This is a genomic window from Ruegeria sp. CDSC025 (assembly GCF_059610805.1).
Map to the genome: position 1 here is coordinate 15,365 of NZ_JBXWOJ010000016.1, position 20,616 is coordinate 35,980.

General features: G+C 56.0%; 20 protein-coding genes and 1 tRNA gene. 9 read left to right on the forward strand and 12 right to left on the reverse strand.

The window, feature by feature from the left end:
- Window positions 1-279 carry a hypothetical protein gene (locus AC2FH8_RS17950; RefSeq protein ID WP_496679028.1) on the reverse strand — a complete coding sequence of 93 codons (279 nt, stop codon included), beginning with the start codon at window positions 277-279 and terminating at the stop codon, window positions 1-3.
- A gap of 135 nt (window positions 280-414) precedes the next feature.
- Here AC2FH8_RS17950 and AC2FH8_RS17955 point away from each other — a divergent pair, with 135 nt between their 5' ends.
- Window positions 415-1,719, forward strand: coding sequence for an adenylate cyclase (locus tag AC2FH8_RS17955; RefSeq protein ID WP_281995969.1), 1,305 nt, complete (start codon window positions 415-417; stop codon window positions 1,717-1,719).
- 218 nt (window positions 1,720-1,937) lie between these two features.
- Here AC2FH8_RS17955 and AC2FH8_RS17960 read toward each other — a convergent pair whose 3' ends face one another.
- The 5 genes from AC2FH8_RS17960 to AC2FH8_RS17980 form a co-directional block, all read right to left on the reverse strand.
- Window positions 1,938-2,204 carry a hypothetical protein gene (locus AC2FH8_RS17960; RefSeq protein ID WP_281995970.1) on the reverse strand — a complete coding sequence of 89 codons (267 nt, stop codon included), beginning with the start codon at window positions 2,202-2,204 and terminating at the stop codon, window positions 1,938-1,940.
- A gap of 276 nt (window positions 2,205-2,480) precedes the next feature.
- Complete coding sequence (locus AC2FH8_RS17965; RefSeq protein WP_271952030.1) at window positions 2,481-3,200, reverse strand: alpha/beta fold hydrolase; 720 nt, start codon at window positions 3,198-3,200, stop codon at window positions 2,481-2,483.
- A complete protein-coding gene (locus tag AC2FH8_RS17970) occupies window positions 3,197-4,738 on the reverse strand; it encodes an ABC transporter permease (protein WP_271952028.1) in 1,542 nt (513 codons plus the stop codon). Before AC2FH8_RS17970 ends, AC2FH8_RS17965 begins: the two co-directional genes overlap by 4 nt.
- A complete protein-coding gene (locus AC2FH8_RS17975; protein ID WP_271952026.1) occupies window positions 4,735-5,790 on the reverse strand; it encodes a quaternary amine ABC transporter ATP-binding protein in 1,056 nt (351 codons plus the stop codon). Before AC2FH8_RS17975 ends, AC2FH8_RS17970 begins: the two co-directional genes overlap by 4 nt.
- Window positions 5,791-5,857: 67 nt before the next feature.
- Window positions 5,858-6,823 (reverse strand): ABC transporter substrate-binding protein, encoded by a 966-nt coding sequence (locus tag AC2FH8_RS17980; RefSeq protein WP_142639707.1) that lies wholly within the window; start codon window positions 6,821-6,823, stop codon window positions 5,858-5,860.
- Between the two features lie 274 nt (window positions 6,824-7,097).
- Between AC2FH8_RS17980 and AC2FH8_RS17985 the strand changes: the two genes are divergently transcribed.
- Window positions 7,098-7,976 (forward strand): LysR family transcriptional regulator, encoded by an 879-nt coding sequence (locus AC2FH8_RS17985; protein ID WP_246097333.1) that lies wholly within the window; start codon window positions 7,098-7,100, stop codon window positions 7,974-7,976.
- 62 nt (window positions 7,977-8,038) lie between these two features.
- On the opposite strand, the gene cuyB is transcribed toward AC2FH8_RS17985, so the two are convergent.
- Together cuyB and cuyA are read right to left on the reverse strand one after the other, a co-directional pair.
- Window positions 8,039-8,740: a cysteate racemase gene (cuyB, locus tag AC2FH8_RS17990; protein ID WP_496690407.1), complete on the reverse strand. Its 702-nt coding sequence runs from the start codon at window positions 8,738-8,740 to the stop codon at window positions 8,039-8,041.
- Between the two features lie 3 nt (window positions 8,741-8,743).
- Complete coding sequence (gene cuyA / locus AC2FH8_RS17995; protein WP_496690408.1) at window positions 8,744-9,757, reverse strand: D-cysteate sulfo-lyase; 1,014 nt, start codon at window positions 9,755-9,757, stop codon at window positions 8,744-8,746.
- A gap of 122 nt (window positions 9,758-9,879) precedes the next feature.
- On the opposite strand from cuyA, the gene AC2FH8_RS18000 reads away from it, so the two are divergent.
- Complete coding sequence (locus AC2FH8_RS18000) at window positions 9,880-10,767, forward strand: LysR family transcriptional regulator (RefSeq protein WP_142639713.1); 888 nt, start codon at window positions 9,880-9,882, stop codon at window positions 10,765-10,767.
- Window positions 10,768-11,532: 765 nt separating this feature from the next.
- Here AC2FH8_RS18000 and AC2FH8_RS18005 read toward each other — a convergent pair.
- From AC2FH8_RS18005 to AC2FH8_RS18020, 4 genes are all read right to left on the reverse strand, one after another.
- Window positions 11,533-11,609 (reverse strand) — tRNA-Arg (locus AC2FH8_RS18005).
- 64 nt (window positions 11,610-11,673) lie between these two features.
- On the reverse strand, window positions 11,674-13,056 hold the full coding sequence (locus tag AC2FH8_RS18010; protein ID WP_281973738.1) for an ATP-binding protein: 1,383 nt from the start codon (window positions 13,054-13,056) through the stop codon (window positions 11,674-11,676).
- Between the two features lie 18 nt (window positions 13,057-13,074).
- Window positions 13,075-14,493 carry a dihydrolipoyl dehydrogenase family protein gene (locus AC2FH8_RS18015; RefSeq protein ID WP_496690409.1) on the reverse strand — a complete coding sequence of 473 codons (1,419 nt, stop codon included), beginning with the start codon at window positions 14,491-14,493 and terminating at the stop codon, window positions 13,075-13,077.
- Window positions 14,494-14,495: 2 nt separating this feature from the next.
- Window positions 14,496-15,227: a TVP38/TMEM64 family protein gene (locus tag AC2FH8_RS18020; protein ID WP_282027691.1), complete on the reverse strand. Its 732-nt coding sequence runs from the start codon at window positions 15,225-15,227 to the stop codon at window positions 14,496-14,498.
- Between the two features lie 296 nt (window positions 15,228-15,523).
- Between AC2FH8_RS18020 and rpmH the strand changes: the two genes are divergently transcribed.
- The 6 genes from rpmH (at window position 15,524) to AC2FH8_RS18050 (ending at window position 20,572) form a co-directional block, all read left to right on the forward strand.
- On the forward strand, window positions 15,524-15,658 hold the full coding sequence (gene rpmH, locus AC2FH8_RS18025; protein ID WP_005632162.1) for a 50S ribosomal protein L34: 135 nt from the start codon (window positions 15,524-15,526) through the stop codon (window positions 15,656-15,658).
- A gap of 25 nt (window positions 15,659-15,683) precedes the next feature.
- Window positions 15,684-16,109: a ribonuclease P protein component gene (gene rnpA, locus AC2FH8_RS18030; protein ID WP_271952015.1), complete on the forward strand. Its 426-nt coding sequence runs from the start codon at window positions 15,684-15,686 to the stop codon at window positions 16,107-16,109.
- Window positions 16,106-16,342, forward strand: a complete 237-nt coding sequence (gene yidD, locus AC2FH8_RS18035; RefSeq protein ID WP_281973741.1) for a membrane protein insertion efficiency factor YidD — start codon at window positions 16,106-16,108, stop codon at window positions 16,340-16,342. Before rnpA ends, yidD begins: the two co-directional genes overlap by 4 nt.
- 66 nt (window positions 16,343-16,408) lie before the next feature.
- On the forward strand, window positions 16,409-18,016 hold the full coding sequence (locus AC2FH8_RS18040) for an acyl-CoA dehydrogenase family protein (protein ID WP_496690410.1): 1,608 nt from the start codon (window positions 16,409-16,411) through the stop codon (window positions 18,014-18,016).
- Window positions 18,017-18,060: 44 nt separating this feature from the next.
- Entirely contained in the window at window positions 18,061-18,954 is an 894-nt protein-coding gene (ttcA, locus tag AC2FH8_RS18045; protein WP_271952009.1) for a tRNA 2-thiocytidine(32) synthetase TtcA, read from the forward strand.
- Window positions 18,955-19,027: 73 nt separating this feature from the next.
- A complete protein-coding gene (locus AC2FH8_RS18050) occupies window positions 19,028-20,572 on the forward strand; it encodes a putative bifunctional diguanylate cyclase/phosphodiesterase (RefSeq protein WP_496690411.1) in 1,545 nt (514 codons plus the stop codon).
- The last annotated feature ends 44 nt before the right edge of the window (window positions 20,573-20,616 follow it).

Genomic DNA, 20,616 nt, shown 5'->3' on the forward strand with positions numbered 1-20,616 from the left:
TCAAACCTCCAAATCTTTGTTCCGTACCGATTCCGAATCAAGGCCATGCGCCTCCAGCCGTCCGTCAATACTGCTGCGCAGGTCCGAAAGGCTTTCTGCCAGATCGGCGAGATAGCGCATCTGAAGAACAGACTGCGACCTTGGCGGCACCGCCAGTTCGGCGAAGACCTCTTTGTAGTCGCGGCAAATTCGATCAAACTCTTGGTCTTTTGCCCGCAGGTCCCGCAGCAGGCGACCCGCTTCGGGAAATTGGGATTCAAAGAACTCATCATCCGTCATTGGCAGCGCCCTTCAGGCATTCGTTTGCCAAGCATGCACCCAACAGAAAATGTATTGAACGTACAAAGCCGCATGCTACCGTAGCACCATGGCGCCAAACCCTTATTGCGAAAGGATAGTTCTTTGACCGCCAGCATGGACGATCAGGAACAGAATGACATTCAACAGTTCTCGGCCGAGCAGGTGCGCGATGCGTTGGATAGGGTTCAGAAGTCAGATGAATTCAAAGGGTCCGCCCGCATGCGGTCTTTTCTGTCTTATGTTGTGATGGAATCGCTCGAGGGTCGTTCCGAACAGATACGCGCCAAAACCATTGCGATGGATGTTTATGGATACGACGCGGATGAGCTATTGAAACGCGAAGGCGTCGTACGTGTGGATGCGGGACGTGTTCGGCGAAAACTCCAAGCTTATTATGAAAGTAAGGGGATTGCTGACGAATTGGTAATCTCATTGCCTGTCGGAAGTTACGCACCCGAGTTTTTGCCAGGCTCCAATCGACGCAGCCAACCATTACGCGGAAGGCGGCAGGCTTACGCAGTCGTTATCTCGCTTTCACTTCTAGTAGCCGGTATTCTAGTTGGTGTTCTGATCGGCCGCGGTTCGCAATCTGTTGCTCCAATAACTGGCAAAGCTGCGATCTACGACGTGTCGCCAGCCCGCGTCGAAGCAATGAACCTAAGCAACGCTGGCCGGGATCTGATTTTTCCGGTTACAGATTTGGCAGGCCTTCAACCAGCGTTGTTGATATTTCAAACAACAACTGAACGAGATCCGTTTTATTACGGGGGGTATGCTGGCGCTTCTCAGGTCGAAACCATGTTCGCCATCATGAAATCTGGCGATCCCGGTTCTGATGAGTTTTTGCACGCGGCCGACAAGAATAGTGCTTATGCTTTGGAATTGGCTCCGGATGCAGCATGGCCGCTTTCAGCGCGAGCCTGGTTTGAATTTGGGGTGGGCAATTACGATAGCGCAGTTCGATTATCCCAACGGGCCGTAGGTTTGGCACCCGATGATTCACATGTTGCTGAATTCGATGCCTTGATTTCCCTTTATACATCTGATTTCGAACGAGTTTTGTCTCAATCAGCGCGATATAGAGTCCTGGCCTCACAAGGAGGGGGACTTGTATTTGACAATGCATTGGGTGCGGCTCAGTTCCATACGGGAGACTATGCTGCCGCAATCAGGACGTTTGATGAAACAATATCGCGTGGTGGGCCGTTCGGACCAATTTCCGCAGCTTACCTTATGGCAGCCCACTGGAGGAACGGAGAACAAGCAGAGGCACAGCGGCTTGCAAAAGTATTTTCGGACACTTGGCCAAGCTTCCCTCTCGAAGCACTGAAGGCTCGAGTGTTTGTAGACCCGCAGCCAGTTCAAGAGCTGATCAGTGCAATGAAGGCTGCGGGTTGGTCAGGAACCGTCAGGCCCTGATTCTACGCAGTAGGATGTGTCACAATCAATTTGCTTAGATTGGAATGACATAAAGACCAGCGTAAAAATGCCAGCGCCATGCCGCGAAGTAGAGTTTGTTTGCGCCGCCCTCGGACAGCGCAGGTGTATCGGTAATAGTCATTTAGTGGCCTCCAAGCACAATCGCGCCGCATCCAGCGGGATACGGGCATCTTTGATTTCAATAGAAGGTAATGAAATCAGGCGTGAGGCAGGTCGCGGGTCAAACGCGCGGGATCGAGATCATTGCGCTCGGCAACGCGCTTGGCGATAAATTCGAAAGTTCGCGTTGCTGTGGTCTGTACGAAGCGTGGACAACTGTCTTGAATCAGAACGGACGTGTTGCTGATGCGGCAAGCTTCGCAATCAACGGTCACTGGTGCGCTGTCGCCATCTATATTTCCGCAGATGCCGCTCAACTGCCCGCCTGCCGCAATATAGGCGGTGAGTTCCGGGGTCGTAGACATGGGAGCTGTCCGATACGCAAAGCTCAGCATTCGTGACTTTGGGCTCAGAGCCGACCTCAGATGCGGCGCGGCATCTGCCAGTTTCGCAGAACTAGCATCGTGGCAGAACGGCCCATAAGAGACATTCTACAACCGAGCGGATTACTGAAATACAGCGTTGCAAACCGGCGTTTGCTGCCCGTGCATACCCATTCGCAGCAATATCTACACTATCCGGGAAAGACCGGTATTGGTCACGACAGCGGTCGTTCTAACATTTTGGCTGCAGACAAGCTGTCAGGCGGTACAAAAATCTCGCAGTATCGAATTAAAGAGCCCCGGCTTCTCTAAATGCGTCGCGTGAGCACATCCAGGTATCACGGCGAGGTTGGCGTCGGGAATTGATTGCCACAATTGTTCGGTTTGGCTCCATGGATAGGTCCGATCCCGGTCACCCCAAATCACCAACGTACGGGTCATGATATCCGCCAAATGTTTGGCGCCGCTCCAACTTTCCATTGCGTCGAGCCCAATTAGCATGGTTTGCAGGCTGCATTGTTCTGCAATCATAGCACAGTCCTCATAGGCCGCAGCTTTTCCCCGATCAAGAAACCAGGTTGCCGCAATACGTCTGGCCGTGGCTCTTGGTCCTTCTGTATTGGCCCGGCGCTTTGAAGTGTCGATCGTCTCAAACCGGCCGGGTAAAATGCCAATCGTTCCGGTGCCGTAAAGCACCAACCGGTCGATACGTTCGGGTGCGCGGGTAACCATTTCTTGGACGATCATCCCGCCCATTGAATGGCCGATCAGGATAAATCGCTCAATTCCCCGCCCGGTTAATTCGCACAGCGCCCACTCGGCAAATCCAGCAATACTGGTAGGGGCCTCGAGATGCGCATTCTCACCAAATCCCGGTAAGTCCAAGGCTACGACGTTGAAACCGGCCAGGGCTTCGACTTGCCCTAACCATTGTCGACTGCCGCCCAAAAATCCATGGACGAATACGACAGGTGTCATTTGCGCCCACCCTGTACAATGCGATCAAGGATCATGGCGCAGAAAAGGATCGCAAACCCGGCGAGGATGCCTTGGCCCACATTGGCATATTGCAATGCTTCCAGCACGTCCTCACCCAGCCCCTTGGCGCCAATCAGCGAGGCCACGACGACCATCGCCAGCGACAACATAATCGTCTGGTTGATCCCCGCGCGGATCGATGGGCTTGCTAATGGAAGATCTACCTTAGTGAGCAAGTACCACTTATTGGCACCGAAACTAATAGCTGCTTCGCGCACGCTTTCTGGTACACCACGCAGACCAAGAACGGTCAATCGTACCACCGGTGTGCCGCCAAAAATCATCGTGACCACAACCGCCGCTGGCTTTCCAACGCCGAAGAACGCAATCACAGGCACCATGAACACGAAGGCTGGCATGGTTTGCATGAAATCCATGATCGGCTGGATAAACGCATAGAACCGTGGGCGACGGGCAGCAAACATGCCGAGCGGAATTCCTATAACAATCGACAGACACGCCGCTGTCCCCAACAAGGCCAGCGTCGTCATGGCACCTTCCCAGAAACCCAGCAGGCCCATATAGGCCAGAAATGCGCCCGAATAGATCGCCGTGCTGATGCCCGCTGTCAGCCAGGTCAGCAGAATAATCAAGCTCGCAATCACGATCCATGGCGTCTGAACCAGTATGACCTCTAGCGCATCCAACAGAGTGCGGATGCCGAATGTCAGCCCATCAAAGAAGGTCTCGCTGTTGCGTACGCACCAGGCGATGAAATCTTCTACCCAAGTGATACTGGTCAGGCGGATGTTTGGGTCTGTCGGAAAATGGCTAAGCAGTGAAAAGCGCCCTGGGAAGCTGTAATGCAACATTGCCGCGGCGACGATTAACGCCATGAAGATTGCGCTGAACACGATCTGCGACACCGGCATGGCCGAACGGATCGAACGATCCGATAGCCACTCCGAGAAACGCGCCTCAAGCGCCCAGTTCGCCACCTGCGACTGTATGAATTTGATGATGATCAGTATGATCAGGCCGGTTAGAATGATGTAAGGACCTTCAGCTGCCATCGCCTCGGCCTCGGCACGGATACCCCCTATGTTTTCTTCAAGCGAGTCCACCGTTCGCTGATAGACATCGATCTTGTCCGAATTGTTTTCGATAGCCGCCGCCAATTGCTGACGGCGCAGTTCAAGCGTCCCTTCAATCGATGCAATACGCTCCATTGCCTCGGCTGCCAGATCGCCGAACAACCCTCGCGCAATCTGCACAAAGGCTATAGTTTCGAGGATCAGAAATGGTAACGCCCATGACCACAGACCTCGCGCACCGAACCAGACCGGACCAAACAATCCGGCCATCAGATTGAAAGTTGGTGTAAAGCGGGACGATGCACCAATCTTGTCGAAATTACGGATATAGTAGTCAGGGCTGGTGCGCACAAATGTGCGAATGCTTTCACGCCGCTCTTCGGCATAGGCAAGGGCCGCTTCGCTTTCGGTATCTTCCAGCGGGTTCACATCAGAAATGCTCATGACACTTCGGTCCCTTCGATCACGGTGCGCAACAGATCGGCACGGGTTATGACGCCAACATCCACGCCGCCGTCCTCCACAAGGATTGCGCTACTGTTGTCGATCGCCAGATTGATCAGCGTGCTCAGATTTTCGTCTTCATTCACGCGCGGGGCATCCGCCGATAGCGGCCCATGGGCCGCAATATGTTCTGGAATTGGCCGCATGACCGCATGGGCGCGCACCACTTTGAGGCGTGAAATACCTGCAACGAAATCAGCCACATAGTCATCAGCGGGGTTCATGACAATGTCTTCGGCTGTCCCGATCTGCACCACCTTGCCGTCCCGCATGATGGCGATCCGATTGCCGATGCGGACGGCTTCATCAAGGTCATGGGTAATGAAGATCGTAGTCTTCTTGAGAATCTTGCTCAGCCGGATGAATTCATCCTGTAATTGTCGCCGGATCAGCGGATCAAGGGCCGAAAACGGTTCATCCATCAAAAGCACGTCGGGGTTGGCGGCCAAGGCGCGGGCCAGGCCCACACGTTGTTGCATGCCACCGGACAGCTCGTGTGCGAACTTTGACCCCCAGGCACCCAGTTCGACAATATCGAGAATAGCAGCAGCCTGACGCATGCGTTCATTCTTGCTGACCTGTCGGATTTCCAGTGGCATTGCCACGTTATCCAACACCGACCGATGCGGCATCAGCGCAAAGTTCTGAAACACCATACCGATTTTGTTGTTGCGAAACTGCTGAAGCTCTTTTGGCCCCAAGGCCATGACATCAGTGCCTTCGATTTCGATCTTACCAGCTGTCGGCTCCAGCAATCGGTTGAAATGGCGAACCAGGGTGGATTTACCGCTGCCTGACAGACCCATGATGCAAAAAATCTCACCCCGGTTTACCGACAGGCTGACATCAGCGACACCGACAACACAGTTGTATTCGGCCAGCACTTGGGACTTGTCCAACCCGCGGTCGCGGATCGCCTGCAGCGCCACCTCGGGTCTGCCTCCGAAAATTTTCCAGACATTCGAAATTTCGATAACGGTGTCGTCGCTCATAGGTCCTCCAGAGATCTGCTTTTGGGTGGCGCCAACAGATGCCGCCACCCTGTTTCTGGAAGTGGGATCAGAGACCCAGCCAAGCGTCGACGCGATCCGGGTTCGCTTCGACCCATTCGCGGGCAACCTCTGCCGGATCGCGACCTTTGCCGCTGATCTCATAGGCGAAACCGCTGACATCATCCGCAGTCAATGCGAAATTCGCGAAGAAATCAGCAATCGCAGGTGAGCGGTCTGGCAACGTATTAGACCATGCGATCTGGACGTTCTTCAGGGCGTCTTTGGTGGCTACACTGGATTTGCTATACCAATCCGGATCGTCCGATGGCTGCACCATCACGTATTTTGCCGGGTCGAACGTCGGCTCGCTCAGCATTTGAACGTCGAACATGTACCAGACCGCGTGTGGCTTGTAGCAATAGAAGGCATAGCCCTCGCCTTTGGCGATGCTGTCTTTGATACGCGCGGTCTTCACGCTTTCTTCTGCACGCACGGGCTCGATGAAATCAAGCAGACCGTAGTCGCGCGTTTTCACCTCGTTCACATTGGCCGAAGCCCAGCCGGGGGCGCCAATCCACATCTCACCCTTGCCGTTGCCATCGCTGTCCATCAGGGCGGCGACATCAGGGCGGCCCAGATCAGCTATGTCGGTTATATTGTTGGCCTCACCAAAGTCCTTGCTGACGCAAAAACCCTGATTGCCTTCGTAGGGGTTCGAGGACAATGTTACCGTACCGGCCTCGTCGACATACTTCTTGGTAAAGCTCTCCTGATTGGGCAGCCACACATCTGGATGCACGTCGATGTCACCTTTGCCCTGATCCATGGCTTGAAAGATGGTTGCATTGTTACCGGGCACATATTCAACCGTCCCGCCGATGCGCGTTTCAACAACGGCACCCAGAAGATGAGCGATTGCCTGCGCCCCGGTCCAAGACGGCACACCGATTTTAACCTCTTCCGCCGCGAATGCGGGCATCGCATAGATACCTACCGCCGCTGCCATACCAAATGCCTTTAGCTTGTTTCTCATGATAGTCTCCTCTGTTGAATTGCGCCGTATTTTGGCGTCGTTTTTTTAGTCAATCTCATTCCCATCGCTCGGCGGTGTCGTACAAAGTCGTCTCGGGCTGCGACTTCGGACGGAAGGGGAAAAGGGGGACAAACCGCCAGGCCCTAGCTTAAAGTCTAGAGCATGAGGTTTTCTGAGGGCCAATTCGAACATTTCATCAAACTATTCCCGCAATGCATAGTTTTGAGTATGCTCGACCAATGCTTCCTTGGAAATGCAGGTACACACATTGGATTTGAACTGGCTGCGCGACTTTGAATGCCTCGCCCGGACACTGAACTTCACCCGAGCCTCCGATGAACGCAACATCACACAATCCGCATTCAGTCGTAGAATCAAAGCGTTGGAGAGCTGGGTCGGGCTGCCTCTGGTCAATCGCGCCACCTATCCTGTTCAATTGACAGAAGCAGGTCAACAATTCTTGCCGGTCGCTTTAGCGGCGATCTCACAACTGTCAGAATCCCGTCAATCGCTGCGGGATGCCGATCGTGGGGATAGCCGTTTCATCCGGTTTTCGGTCCTCCACACGATCGCGGTTAATTTTTTGGCAAGTCGCATCGAAGAGTTGCAGATGCAAATTCCCGATCTGCGCACTCGTGTACTGTCCGATTCCCTAAGCACCTGCTGTGACCTGTTGGTCGAGGGCGCAGTGGACATTCTCTTGTGTTACAATCACCACTCGGTTTCACCGATGATTGATGAAACCGCATTTGAGCGAAAAGACCTGTTAAAGGATCGTCTGGTGCCAGTGGCTACAGCTGATTCAGCGCGTGCCATGGGTTGGAGTCTCGCAGAGCAGGATGGCCCACCCATCCCCTATCTGGCATATGATCGTTCTTCGTTTTTAGGCATGGTTGTAGAAAATACCATAGACCGCAAACCCCTGAACGCCGAGACGATTTATGTTGATAGTCTGGTTGAGACAATCAAGAGACGCCTGATTACCGGAAGCGGCTTTGCCTGGATGCCCGAAACTGCGATTTCGCCAGAGCTGGACGCGGGATTGCTGGTGCCAATCGGCGATGACGCGTGGTGTGCCACCTTGACGATTTCCGCATTTGCCAATCCGGCGACCTTTGATCAGACAGCGCAACAGCTTTGGGACCAATTATGAACAAAGGTATCTGTTGACTTACAGATTGCCTCCGAACGCTGTGGCGCACTTAATTCAATCGCCTAAACTTGCCCTGCGTGGGAAAATTCGACAATCGCCTGGACAAGCAGGTCAATCGTATCAATGGCATTGACCTCGGCCGCAACACTATCAGCGATGAGCGAGAATTCTGAGCAAGCCACAAGCTGCAGGTCGGCCCCTGCGGCAACAAGTTCTTTCGAGGCAACTCTTAGTGTTTCGCGCCCTTCATTGCACGGACCGTCCGTCTTAATTTTCCGGATCGCTGCAAGCATCTTTTCATCACATGCGGACCAAACCACCGACAGCCCGCGCCTGTGCAACGCTGTCTCGAATAGCTGCGTATGTCGTACGGCGGGCGAGGCAAGCATCCCGACACATCCCCCTGATCCGAGCGTCCCAGCCGCATGATCAGCCGTCAGTTCGACCACGCTCAGCAAGGGTATTTCCACGGAGTCCGTAATCGCCTTGGCATAGTGATGGGCGGTGTTGCACGGCATCGCCAGCGCCAAGGCTCCAGCATCTTCAAGCCGACGCGCCATAGCGGCAAGCGTCGGCCCCGGATCCTCGCCGACGCCCTCGAGCAGATGACTAACCCGCGACGGCACCTGCGGGTTCATGTCGATCAACAAAGGTATATGATCCTGGTCATCAGTTGCGGGTACGGCCGCCACCAGCTTGCGCTGGAGGAGGATCGTCGCATCGGGGCCCATACCGCCAAGAATTCCAACCGGGCGCAGTGTCATGGCTCAGACAGTCACCCAGCGGTTTTGATGATCAAAGGCAAAATCATACCCCCCAAGGGCTGCGGCACCCCCGGTGTGCAGGAACACAATCCGTTCGCCATTGAACTCACCCTTGCGGGCAAGATCAATCAGACCGGCCGCACCCTTGGCAGAATAGCACGGATCGAGGAGGATGCCTTCGAGCTCTGCAAACATCTGGATCGCCTCTATGCCGCTTTTCGTGGGCAGGCCATAACCCTCGCCGACATAGTCAGTATTGGCCTTCACGTCTTCGCGCTTGACCATACCTGCGCAGCCCAGTTTTTCAGCGGTTTTGCAGGCGAGGTCAAAAACCATCTGTTCTTGCTTGGGCTGAGGCGCCCTTGTGCCGATGCCCAGAACGGGCACCTGCGCATTCATAGCACACATGCCCGTCACCAATCCGGCCTGCGTTCCTGAAGAACCGGTTGCATGCACCAATCTGTCAATTTGCAAACCACTGTTATTTGCTTGTGCCAACAGTTCGAAGGCCGCGTTAACATAGCCAAGTGCGCCGGTCGGGTTCGATCCGCCGCCAGGAATGACATAGACATTGTGCCCTTCCGCGCGCTTCTTTTCGGCTGCTTTTTCCATCTCACCCGGCATGTCGTGGCCGCCGGGAAACTTCTCGGTAGTTGCGCCATGCAAATGGTCTAGAAGGACGTTACCGTTCGTATTGTAGTTTCCATTTTGGTAACCGGTGCGATCCTCCAAAAGGATGTGACAGGCAAGCCCCAGTTTGGCGGCAAATGCAGCCGTCTGCCGACCGTGGTTGGTTTGCGTGGCCCCTTGGGTCATCACCATGTCGGCACCCTGCGCCTCGGCCTCGGCCATCAGAAATTCAAGCTTGCGGGTCTTGTTGCCGCCGGTCGACATCCCAGTGCAATCATCGCGCTTGATCCAGATTTCGACCCCCAGTTCTTTTGACAATCGCGTCATGGGTTCAAGCGGTGTTGGAAGATGGGCAAGATGCAGGCGGGGAAAACGGACAAGGTGCATGTCATGGTTCCTAATATTTGCATTTATCAACTTACTACGCGCTGAGGCGCATTCCTAATTCGAACTTCGGTACATAAATTGCAGGAATTGCATGTTGTCACGAACTGCACTATCGATCCGCCATGCGTCTTGAGTGGATCGATGATATATTGGCCGTGCTTGATAGCGGCTCTCTCGCCCGCGCCGCTGAAAAGCGATTGCTGACGCAATCTGCGTTTACTCGGCGGGTGCGGCTTATCGAAGACAACATCGGCGCAACGCTGTTTGATCGCCGCCGCAAGCCAGTCTCTTTGATGCCAGGCGTGCGGGAACTGGAATTTGAATTACGTGAACTCAGCACCCGGCTGCATGGGCTTCGGCACAGCCTAAAAACCGCGAGTGATCAGGCCGGCAAGTCGCTGTCTTTCGTTTGCCAACACGCCCTCACAACGACGGTTTCCCCCGAAATTGTGCGTGTTTTGACTGAAGATGGCGAAACCTCGGTTCGCGTGCGGTCAGGAAATCAAGACGAGTGCCTACTGCATCTGATTTCGAAGGAGGTCGATTTTGCCATCATGTACGCGGTGCCTGATGACAAGATGCAAGAACCCGTCAACGTATTTGAAACCAAAACGCTGGGGATGGATACGTTAATTCCCGTCTGCGCGCCTGCTGTGCGTCCGCAAGTGACGGAAGCCGCAATTCCAACAATCAGCTACCCGCCCGAGGTTTTTCTCGGGCAGGTCTATTCCCGGATGATCGCCCCGCGTTTGCCTGAAGGTAAAACCGCAATACCCAAGGCCGAAACCGCGCTTACATTGGCCATTCTAGAATACGCCCTGAATGAAATCGGAATTGCCTGGCTGCCCCACTCGCTGGTCGCGACCCACCTTTCTGACGGCAGGCTTATGTGCATCGAAGATGTGCTGCCCACTCAAATTCTGGCAATCAGGATGGTCCGCTTGGCAAAAGCGCAGCCAGATCATGCGGAGCAAATATGGAAACAACTTGAAGACATTTTAAGTTTCTAGTTTTCCCGCTGCACTCTCTATCCCAAATGGCAAGCCGCCCCTAATCAGAAGGGCTTGATTTTCCCTTACACACCCTTCGCCAGACCGAAAAAAACGAAGCCCACACGCAAAACGCTTCGTTATCGCAAAAACTGCTACATCCTAAGCACCTGATCTTGGCAGCAGTCGTCTCTCGAACATGCCCAGCTGCCAAAGAAGCGATACAAGCGAGTGGCCACTTTGACCGTTGTGGTTTTTGAAATTCGAATACGCGGCGAACGTCTGCTTCCCGCCCATTTTTTAGAAAAACAACGTGTTCTGGCGCAAAGAGTTACGGCGCAGCCCACACCGTCGCACTTGTCTTGGGGCCAGCGGGATTTGGACTAGCCAAACGCCCCTGGCCATCAGGGGAAAGATGCTGCCTTCCCCCTCGGGCAACCCTATTAGACAGAACCGTGTCCTCGACCGTGCCTGCGGGCCGCGCCACCCCCGTCGAATAGCATTGCCTCGCACCCTCCCGCGTTCGCCACGTGGCAGATTAGCAGGAACAGGCAGCTTCGCTGTCAGACCTACAAATCAGCTCTGATTTTCCAAGAGGGGGGATCAGATCAAACCAAACTGTCTGCGGGAGTATGAAATGGGGGCGGCGTGCTAGTTGATGACGCAAAGGTCAAATTCAACTGATGTCCAACGTTGGGGGCGCCTTCTGATGTCGAACATTCACTGCTTTTGTGGTCCAACTATGACAGTTGGGTCAGGTTCGTGTGACGTTCAACAGGAAACCAGTGGCGGACCGAGGAGGATTCGAACCCCCGACCCCTTGATTCGTAGTCAAGTACTCTATCCAGCTGAGCTATCGGTCCGCGTTGGTGAGGCGCTATGTAGACCCGGTATTCGGGACGTGCAAGTCGATTCTGTAAAAATAATTCAAAAAGCCCCATCGCCCCGCGGGAGGCGAATTTCAAAGGTGGTACCTGTTGACCCTGTCTCGGTCAGAACAAGGTCACCCCCATGGCCCCGCAACAGTTCCTGTGAGATCGCCAAGCCCAGACCCGACCCGCCTTTGCGGACGCCACCCTGAAAGGGTGTGAACAGATTTTCACGCGCTTTGGCCGGCAGGCCCGGCCCTGTGTCGCTGATCTGAATACACCAGTTGGCGTCCTGCTCTTGCCCGGACAGGGTGATCCGACCGGGCTTTCCTGATGCAACCAGCGCCTGACGGGCATTTCGAACGAGGTTCATCATGACACGGAAAATCTGTTCAGGATCAGCTCTTACGACCAACTCTTCCGGCACATCATTGATGATCTCGACACAGGCATCGGCAACGGCAAGTTTCTCGCTCGCAACCACATCCTCGGCCACAATGCGGAGCGGAACCAGTGTAAGCGACGGTGCAGGTTCTTCAGCGCGGCCAAATGCCAATGTGCTTTCGCACAGGGTTACCGCTCGGGTGATCGAGTTCACCAGCTTAGGGGCCATGCGACGCACCAACGGGTCTTCGCTGGATTCGATCCGGTCGGTAAACAGCTGGGCCGAGGTCAGGATGTTGCGCAGATCGTGGCTCACCTTAGCCACAGCCCCGCCCAGCTGCGCCAGACGCTCGCGCTGTTTCAGGGCCTGGGTCAGTTCGGTTTGCAACTGTTTCAGCGCCTCTTGGGCCTCGCGCAGCTCGGTCACTTTGGAATCCGGTGAGATGATTCCACGGGCATCTTCGGGGGCGCTGGCATAGCGCTGCATATATCCGACAACGCTTTTGATGGGCTTTACCAGAACCACCCGAACCGCAAGAAACAGGAAAAAAGCCGTGATGATCGAAATCACAAATGACAGGCCCAGAATGCGTAACCCATAATCCGTCATCGCCATACGCAAAGGCATGCTGTCAGTCGTCACCTCAATCAGCAGACCTGCGCCTTTCACAGGCTCGCCAATAACACGGATGACTTCATTTTCCGGCGTGAACAACCGCACGACAGCATCCCGGATCAAAACCCATGGTCGCGCGTCGCGCAGGTCATAGGTCTTGCTGATCTGCCCTGGAATAGGAGAGGACAGCATCAACTGGCGCATCTCGTCTCGCCGCAGAACCACGTTATAGACGCCCGCATTGGCCAGCAGTTCAGCCTCAAGGTCCTCGGCCAGCATATCATCGGCCAACAAAGCGAGCGAGGCGATCTGAGCGCGCTCCAGCCGGTTCAGCAGGAAATCTTCGCGGAATCGCGCAATCGAAGGGACAAAAATCAGAACCTCGGCCAACATCACGAAGACCGTCGTCAGGATCAGAAATCGGCCTGACAGCGAGTTCACATTGCTCTCCCTTCCAGGTCAGGGCATCCAGCGCTGGACGAACCTGACCACACGTTTAACCGTTTGATTCTCAAACAGCCTTGGTGAGAAATAGGCGCCCGCCACCCGTTTGTTAAGCTCTCCAATCGTCGGATAGGGCGAAACCATGGCGGCAACCTGCCCCATCTTCAGATTATTGGCCAGCGCCAGCGACCACAAGCTGATCAGCTCACCCGCCTGATGGCCAACAATTGTGGCACCCACAGGTCGGCCTTTGACGACCATGACCTTGATGAAACCATTCGTTTTACGCTCGGAAATGGCGCGGTCGTTGTGGTGATAGTCAAACCGCGCAATTTCCATCTTATCGCCATGCTCGGCGCGCGCCTGCACCTCGGTCAGGCCAACCTGCGCCAGCTCGGGGTCGGTGTAGGTCGCCCAGGGGATATGTGCGGTTTTCGCCTTGGAGGGCAGCCCAAACAGCGCCGAACGAATGATAATCCCCGCGTGATAGCCCGCCACATGAGTGAATTGCAGCCCACCCGCGACATCTCCGATCGCATAGACCCTGCGGTTCGTGGTGCGCAGGGTGTCGTCGACCTTGATGCCGGTTCGGATGGGCTCGATCCCGGCAGCGGCAAGGTTGAGGCGGTCGGTATTGGCCTTTCGCCCCGCAGCGAGCAGCAGATGCGTGCCCGAGAAGATCTCGCCGTTCTCGGTCACCACTTCAACCGCGCCATCGGAGCCGCGAACCTGTGCCACCATCGCCTGTTCATGGATCGCAACGCCCTCGGCGCGCAAACTGTCCAGCACGACCTCTGCCGCCTCGGGGTCATCCTTGCCCAGCGCCTTTTGCCCTTCGATGACTGTGACCTTGCAACCGAGCCGAATATGCGCCTGCGCCATCTCCATCCCGATGGGGCCACCGCCGATGATCAGCAGATGATCGGGCTTGTCGCGCAGATCAAAGATAGTCTCGTTGGTATAATACGGCACCTTGTCCAAACCGGGGATCGACGGAATCAGTGGTGAAGAGCCTGTTGCAATCACAACCCGCCTCGCGGTGATCAGATGATCCCCCGCCTGAACCTGTGTCGGAGAGACAAAGCTGCCATATTCCCGGATCACCTTGACACCAAAGCTTTCGAACCGCTCTTGGCTGTCCATCGGCTCGATCTGCGCAATCACATCATGCACGTGATCTTTGGCGGCGGCGTAATCCACCTGTGGCACCACATCCGCCACACCCAGCGCCGAGGCATGCGCCTGCCCATAGGCGGCCTTGCCGCTGGCAATCAGGGCCTTGGACGGCACGCAGCCGAAATTCAGACAATCCCCGCCCATCTTGTGACCTTCCAGCAGGATCACATCCGCACCCATCTGGCTCGCCCCCGCGGCGACCGACAGCCCACCTGACCCGGCCCCGATCACCAGGATATCGGATTTCAGTTCTTGCATGATCAGCTGTCCTTTTGGCCGCGCAGCGTTTTGATCAGAATGGGCAGAGCCGCCAGCACACACAAGCCGATGATCGGGCCGATGACAAACGGCTCCCACAGCAGTGAGACATCCGGCGTTTCACCTCGGTCGAATACACCGCCCAGTCCGACGCCGATCCAAGTATAAACGATGCCACCGGGAATGATGCCCAGCGCCGTGGTGAACAGAAAGTTGCGGAACTTCACCCCCACCAGCGCCGGCACTAGATTGGCCACAAAGAACGGAACCACCGGGACAAGGCGCAGCAGGAACAGGACCGAGATCTCATTCTCGCGCAGGCCGTCCTTCAGCTTTTTGATGGTGCCTTCCGAGGCTTCAAGCCGTGCTGTCAACGACGCACCTAAGCCCCAGCGCGCCGCCAGAAAAATCGCCGAGGCGCCGATGGTTGCCGAAAAGATGTTGAAGACCGTGCCTGCGAACAGTCCGAACAGGAACCCGCCGGTCATCGAGGCCACCGCAGCGCCAGGCAGCGAAAAGGCAACGATGGCAATGTAGATCGCGATGAATGCGCCTGCCATTGCCCAGTAATTGGCGTCACGCCAGCCCAACAGGTCCTCTCGGTTGTCGCGCAGGGTCTCAAAAGTCAGGTAATCACCCAAGGTAAAGAACCCCACGGCGGCAACGGAAAGAATCACCAGCAAAGGAATATGTCGCGCAAGCCCGCTGCGCGGGGCCTGAGTTGTATCGCTCATAGTGGTGTCCGGTTTTGTGCGTCTCATTCTGGCCTCAACATGCGACGTCACGCGCCCGGGCAACAGGGGCCTCACGCTGCCTTGATCTTTTCGACAGTGAATGTGAGGGTTTTGTGCCTAAAATCCGTATTTTTGAAATCTTTTACCGCGCGGGATTATAGAATTGTTGCAAAAGGCTGCAAAACCCCCACCAAGGGGTTTGACTTACCCCCCGCTTGGCAGTAGAGGACGGGCTTCGAACACCACGGGCAGGCGAATCCGCGCTGCACCCGACCGAATAGATTGGAGACGGAGCGATGAAACGCACCTATCAGCCTTCGAACCTGGTTCGCAAACGCCGCCACGGTTTCCGCGCGCGCATGGCCACCAAGGCCGGCCGCAAGATCCTGAACTCGCGCCGCGCACGTGGCCGCAAGTCGCTGAGCGCATAAACCGCTCACCGATCAGGTTATGAACATGACGCCGCCGGAGGCCCCTGAGGATGGTAAGAACCAACCTGGGGATACGCCCCCGGCGGCGTCCGTTTGCGCATCCAAAACATTGATCATCCTCAGGAAACGATCCGATTTCCTGAACGCCGCGCGTGCGCGTCGGCAGGGCACATCATCAATGATGGTGCAGGCGCGCAAACGCGCCGAGGGCGAGGCGGACGGGATTCGCGTCGGTTTCACCTGTTCCAAAAAGGTCGGCAATGCCGTGGCTCGCAACCGGGCCAAGCGACGCCTGCGCGAAGCTGCGCGCGCGGTACTGCCTGAGAAGGGGCAGGACGGCTGGGATTACGTGCTAATCGGTCGCGCCGATGTCACAGCCGGACGCCCCTATGCAGCGCTGCTGGATGATTTGCGCTATGCTCTGCGTAAAGTCCATGCTGCGCGGAAATGACATTGCTCTCGCATATCCTTGCCTTACCCATTCGGGCGTACCGGTTGCTGTTCAGCCCTTGGGTCGGGTTCAACTGCCGCTATCAGCCTACATGCTCGGCCTATGCGTTGGAGGCACTGGAAAAACACGGTGCCATCAAAGGCACATGGCTGGCCGCACGACGGATTGGGCGCTGCCACCCTTTGGGTGGTGACGGGTATGATCCGGTTCCGGACCGTGAAGATCCCTCCTGACCCGTCGTCGGACTTGACCGGAGCGCACCTTCGCTGAACAGTTGTGCTGTTCAATTCGAGGGCCAGATGACATCTGACGCGCGCCATTCCCTACCCACGCATGACGTTCTGAACCAGCCGCCTGTGCGCGGAGATTTAGACCTTTGGGCCTCTGACCCAGTACTGCAAAATGTGGCAGGCGCGCGAAGCTCTATTCTTCGCAACTATGGTGCAGACCTTGGGCGTGCTGCAGTGAGAGACATGGCGCGCGAGGCCAATTTCCACTCCCCAGAACTTGTTCTGTTTGACCAAGGTGGACGCCGCCTGGATGAAGTGCGTTTCACTCATTCATACCATCACCTGATGCAACTCAGTCAATCATCCGGATACGCAGCCGTTGCCTGGTCTGACCTACCGAATGGTCACGCCACCCACGCCGCCATGGTCTACCTTGCCAGTCAGGTCGAACCCGGACATTGCTGCCCGCTGACCATGACTTACGCAGCCGTTCCAGCACTTGCGGCGAATGAAGAGATTGCCTCGATCTGGGTTCCCAGATTGACGGAATGGAACCACGATTCCTCTATCGCTCCTATCGCCTCCAAAAAAAGCGCCACGCTGGGCATGGCGATGACGGAGAAACAGGGCGGCTCGGACATTCGCGCCACTACAACGACGGCCACACGCGACGGAGATCACTGGCGGCTGCGTGGGCATAAATGGTTCTGCTCGGCCCCGATGTCCGACGGTTTCCTGACACTTGCCCAGACCCCCGGCGGTCTGACCTGTTTCCTTGTGCCCCGCTGGCTGGACGGCGAACGCAACGCAATCCACCTGATGCGGCTGAAGAACAAGCTGGGCAATCGGTCCAACGCCTCGGCCGAGATTGAATACCATGATGCGCTGGCCTATCAGCTTGGCGATGAGGGCGCGGGTGTGCGCACAATCCTGGAGATGGTGCATCACACACGGCTCGACACTGCAATGGCCCCGGCAGGTCTGATGCGGGCGGCCCTCAGCGAAGCGCATCACTGGGTCAGCCATCGCAGCGCCTTTCAGCGCCGGTTGATTGACCAACCCCTGATGCGCATCGTTCTGGCCGATCTCGTGCTGGACTGGGAGGGGGCGCTGACACTGGGAATGCGTGTGGCGCAGGCTTTTGACAGTCATACACCCGAGGACAAAGCCTTTGCCCGCATCGCTGTTGCACTCGCCAAGTTCCTCAACAACAAACGCTGTCCAGTCGTCGTGGTCGAAGCCATGGAGGTGTTGGGCGGCATTGGCTATGTCGAGGACACCCCCCTGCCCCTGCTCTACCGTGAAGCCCCTTTGAACGGCATCTGGGAAGGTTCGGGCAATGTGATCTGTCTGGATATCCTGCGCACCCTGACCCGCGACCCCTTGGCCGCCCAAGTCCTGCAGGCCGAGCTTGAGGCGGCAACCGGAGTGAACCGCCACTATGATGCGGCGCTGAGGGACCACCGCGCCCGCTGGACCAATATCCCACCCGAAGCCGAGGCGCGCTGGTTTGCGGAGCGCACTGCTTTGCTGCTGACTGCCTCTCAACTGATACGCCAAGCGCCCGGGCCGGTCGCTGATGGATTTGTGGCGTCTCGGCTGACAGGTAACAATGGCCGCATCCCCGGTTCGGTGTCCGGGCTGGACACTGGTGCCCTGCTTGCGCGGTTGGGCTGACCCGCACACTTGCCCGGATACGCCATCTGCTGTAGGGGCAGCGCATGTTTGATGAAGCTGACGATATCCATCCGCTGTTTGCCGGCGCGCCTTCGACCACCGAGTTCAAGAAGCTGCGCAAACGCATCGTGCGCCACACCCGCGAAGCCATCGAACACTATGGCATGGTGGACCCGTCCGCGCATGAGAAAGACGGCAAGCCACCCCGTTGGTTGGTCTGCCTGTCAGGCGGCAAGGACAGCTATACCTTGCTAGCGGTTCTGTACGAGCTGAAATGGCGCGGCCTACTACCGGTCGATCTGCTGGCTTGCAATCTGGATCAGGGCCAGCCGGGTTTTCCTGCTACCGTCCTACCCGAGTTTCTGGAACGCATGGGTGTACCGCACCGCATCGAATATCAGGACACTTACTCGGTCGTCATGGACAAGGTTCCCCAAGGCCGCACCTTTTGCGCGCTATGTTCGCGCCTGCGCCGTGGCAACCTGTACCGCATCGCGCGGGAAGAGGGCTGCACGGCCGTGGTGCTGGGTCATCACCGTGACGACATCCTTGAGACGTTTTTCATGAACCTGTTCCACGGCGGCCGTCTAGCAACGATGCCGCCAAAGCTGGTGAACGAAGAAGGCGACCTGTTCGTCTTTCGCCCCCTTGCCCATGTCGCCGAGGCGGATTGCGAGAAATTCGCCAATGCGATGAACTACCCGATCATTCCTTGTGACCTGTGCGGCAGCCAGGACGGGTTACAACGCCAGCAGGTCAAACAGATTCTCGATCAGTGGGAAAAAAACAGCCCCGGACGGCGGCAAGTGATGTTCCGCGCCTTAACCAATGCGCGCCCTTCGCACCTTTTGGACCCGAAATTGTTTGATTTTGTTAATCTTTCCATCAATTCGAGCGAAAAAACTGAAAAAACGGATGATATTCCACAGCTGCGTTAACGAGTGACTCAGACTGATTTTCTACGGTTTGACCTGAGCGCAAGATGCTCAGGGTAAAGGCGAAGACGAACCGATGAGGAAATCTGTTTCCGTTGATCAATTTCTCGATACTCTCACCACGTATCTGAGTGGCCCGCCGGTGCTGGCCTTTGCTCCCGCCATTTCGCTTGCGGCTTTCTGGATCGGTGGAGAACGTGCGCTTGTCGTTGTGGCACTAAGCCTTCCGTTGCTGATCGTCGCCTTCGCCTCAGTCAGACGCACGCAAACTGCACGCATCTCTCCACTGCACCAACACGGAAGACTGGCGCCAACGGATAAGTTTGCCGCCGAACTTGAAAACTTCTTTGACCGTACCGATCACAATAACATGGGATCGGCTTGTATGATTATAGCCTTAGACGGGTTCACTGAATTTGTTGACCTGCACGGAAATGCGGCCGCGACCCATCTGTCCAGCCAATTTTGTGACCGCATCTTCTCGGTCATTCGAACCGGCGATATTGCAACACGATTAGACGAGTGCAAAATAGCCATCGGCCTGCGCCCGTCACAGCATCTCAATCTCGAAGCCTGTATTCAGATGTCGGGCCGCATCCAATCCGCCGTTGAAGAGCCGATCACCCTAAACGGCACCACTGCCTATGTCTCGTGTTCAATCGGTTTTTGCCTGCAATCCGCAGTTCGCGGATCCGGGTTTGAAAATTGGATTGATGCCGCATCTGCTGCGCTATGCGAAGCTCAGCGTAATGGGCCCTCAACGATCCGCGCCTTTTCAAACGAAACCCGCCGTAGATCCAATATCAGGGCCAACCTTCGCAAAGAGTTCGAGGCTGCGCTGGACAACGGACAAATCCGCCCCTGGTTTCAGCCTCAGGTTTCCACAGATACAGGGCGGGTTACGGGGTTTGAAGCCCTGGCCCGCTGGGAGCACCCGGAAAAAGGCATCTTGAACCCACAGATATTTCTGCCTTTTGCCGAACAGGCCGAGCTGATGGAGAGGCTTGGCCAAACGATGCGGCATCATGCATTTTCCGCGATGTGCTGCTGGGACCGGAACGGGATTCACGTCCCACGAATCGGAATCAATTTTTCTTCGGATGAGCTACGAGACCCCGCTCTGCTGGACCGATTGAAATGGGAACTGGACCAAAACGACCTGACGCCCGACCGACTGGCTGTCGAAATTCTGGAAACCGTGTTTTCGCGACGTCCGGACAATGTGATTACCCGCAACGTGACCAGCCTTGCAGCACTTGGCTGTTGTATTGATCTGGATGATTTCGGCACTGGACATGCCTCGATCGCCTCGATCAAACGGTTTGATGTGACGCGGATCAAGATAGACCGAACTTTTGTGGCCAAGGCGGACAGTGATGCATCGCAACAACAATTGGTCAGTGCAATTCTGACTATGGCCGAAAGGTTGAATGTAGAAACACTCGCCGAGGGTGTTGAAACCACCGGTGAGCACGCGTTGATGGCACAGCTTGGTTGTGACCACGTTCAAGGCTTTGGCATTGGCAAGCCCATGCCGTTCGAAAAGACCATGGATTGGATCTCGGCCCATCAGAACAAAGTCAAAGGCATTCCCAAAATTGGACGGCAAGCGGGTTCCTGATCGCAGGTTTTCACCACAAAAGCCCAATCTGGAACCATAAGGCG

Excerpts from the sequence above, each read along its gene's own strand:
- AC2FH8_RS17950 (WP_496679028.1), bottom strand. The coding sequence starts at position 279 with ATGACGGATGATGAGTTCTTTGAATCCCAATTTCCCGAAGCGGGTCGC.
- AC2FH8_RS17955 (WP_281995969.1), top strand. The coding sequence starts at position 415 with ATGGACGATCAGGAACAGAATGACATTCAACAGTTCTCGGCCGAGCAG.
- AC2FH8_RS17960 (WP_281995970.1), bottom strand. The coding sequence starts at position 2,204 with ATGTCTACGACCCCGGAACTCACCGCCTATATTGCGGCAGGCGGGCAG.
- AC2FH8_RS17965 (WP_271952030.1), bottom strand. The coding sequence starts at position 3,200 with ATGACACCTGTCGTATTCGTCCATGGATTTTTGGGCGGCAGTCGACAA.
- AC2FH8_RS17970 (WP_271952028.1), bottom strand. The coding sequence starts at position 4,738 with ATGAGCATTTCTGATGTGAACCCGCTGGAAGATACCGAAAGCGAAGCG.
- AC2FH8_RS17975 (WP_271952026.1), bottom strand. The coding sequence starts at position 5,790 with ATGAGCGACGACACCGTTATCGAAATTTCGAATGTCTGGAAAATTTTC.
- AC2FH8_RS17980 (WP_142639707.1), bottom strand. The coding sequence starts at position 6,823 with ATGAGAAACAAGCTAAAGGCATTTGGTATGGCAGCGGCGGTAGGTATC.
- cuyB (WP_496690407.1), bottom strand. The coding sequence starts at position 8,740 with ATGACACTGCGCCCGGTTGGAATTCTTGGCGGTATGGGCCCCGATGCG.
- cuyA (WP_496690408.1), bottom strand. The coding sequence starts at position 9,757 with ATGCACCTTGTCCGTTTTCCCCGCCTGCATCTTGCCCATCTTCCAACA.
- AC2FH8_RS18000 (WP_142639713.1), top strand. The coding sequence starts at position 9,880 with ATGCGTCTTGAGTGGATCGATGATATATTGGCCGTGCTTGATAGCGGC.
- AC2FH8_RS18015 (WP_496690409.1), bottom strand. The coding sequence starts at position 14,493 with ATGCAAGAACTGAAATCCGATATCCTGGTGATCGGGGCCGGGTCAGGT.
- AC2FH8_RS18020 (WP_282027691.1), bottom strand. The coding sequence starts at position 15,227 with ATGAGCGATACAACTCAGGCCCCGCGCAGCGGGCTTGCGCGACATATT.
- rpmH (WP_005632162.1), top strand. The coding sequence starts at position 15,524 with ATGAAACGCACCTATCAGCCTTCGAACCTGGTTCGCAAACGCCGCCAC.
- rnpA (WP_271952015.1), top strand. The coding sequence starts at position 15,684 with ATGACGCCGCCGGAGGCCCCTGAGGATGGTAAGAACCAACCTGGGGAT.
- yidD (WP_281973741.1), top strand. The coding sequence starts at position 16,106 with ATGACATTGCTCTCGCATATCCTTGCCTTACCCATTCGGGCGTACCGG.
- AC2FH8_RS18040 (WP_496690410.1), top strand. The coding sequence starts at position 16,409 with ATGACATCTGACGCGCGCCATTCCCTACCCACGCATGACGTTCTGAAC.
- ttcA (WP_271952009.1), top strand. The coding sequence starts at position 18,061 with ATGTTTGATGAAGCTGACGATATCCATCCGCTGTTTGCCGGCGCGCCT.
- AC2FH8_RS18050 (WP_496690411.1), top strand. The coding sequence starts at position 19,028 with ATGAGGAAATCTGTTTCCGTTGATCAATTTCTCGATACTCTCACCACG.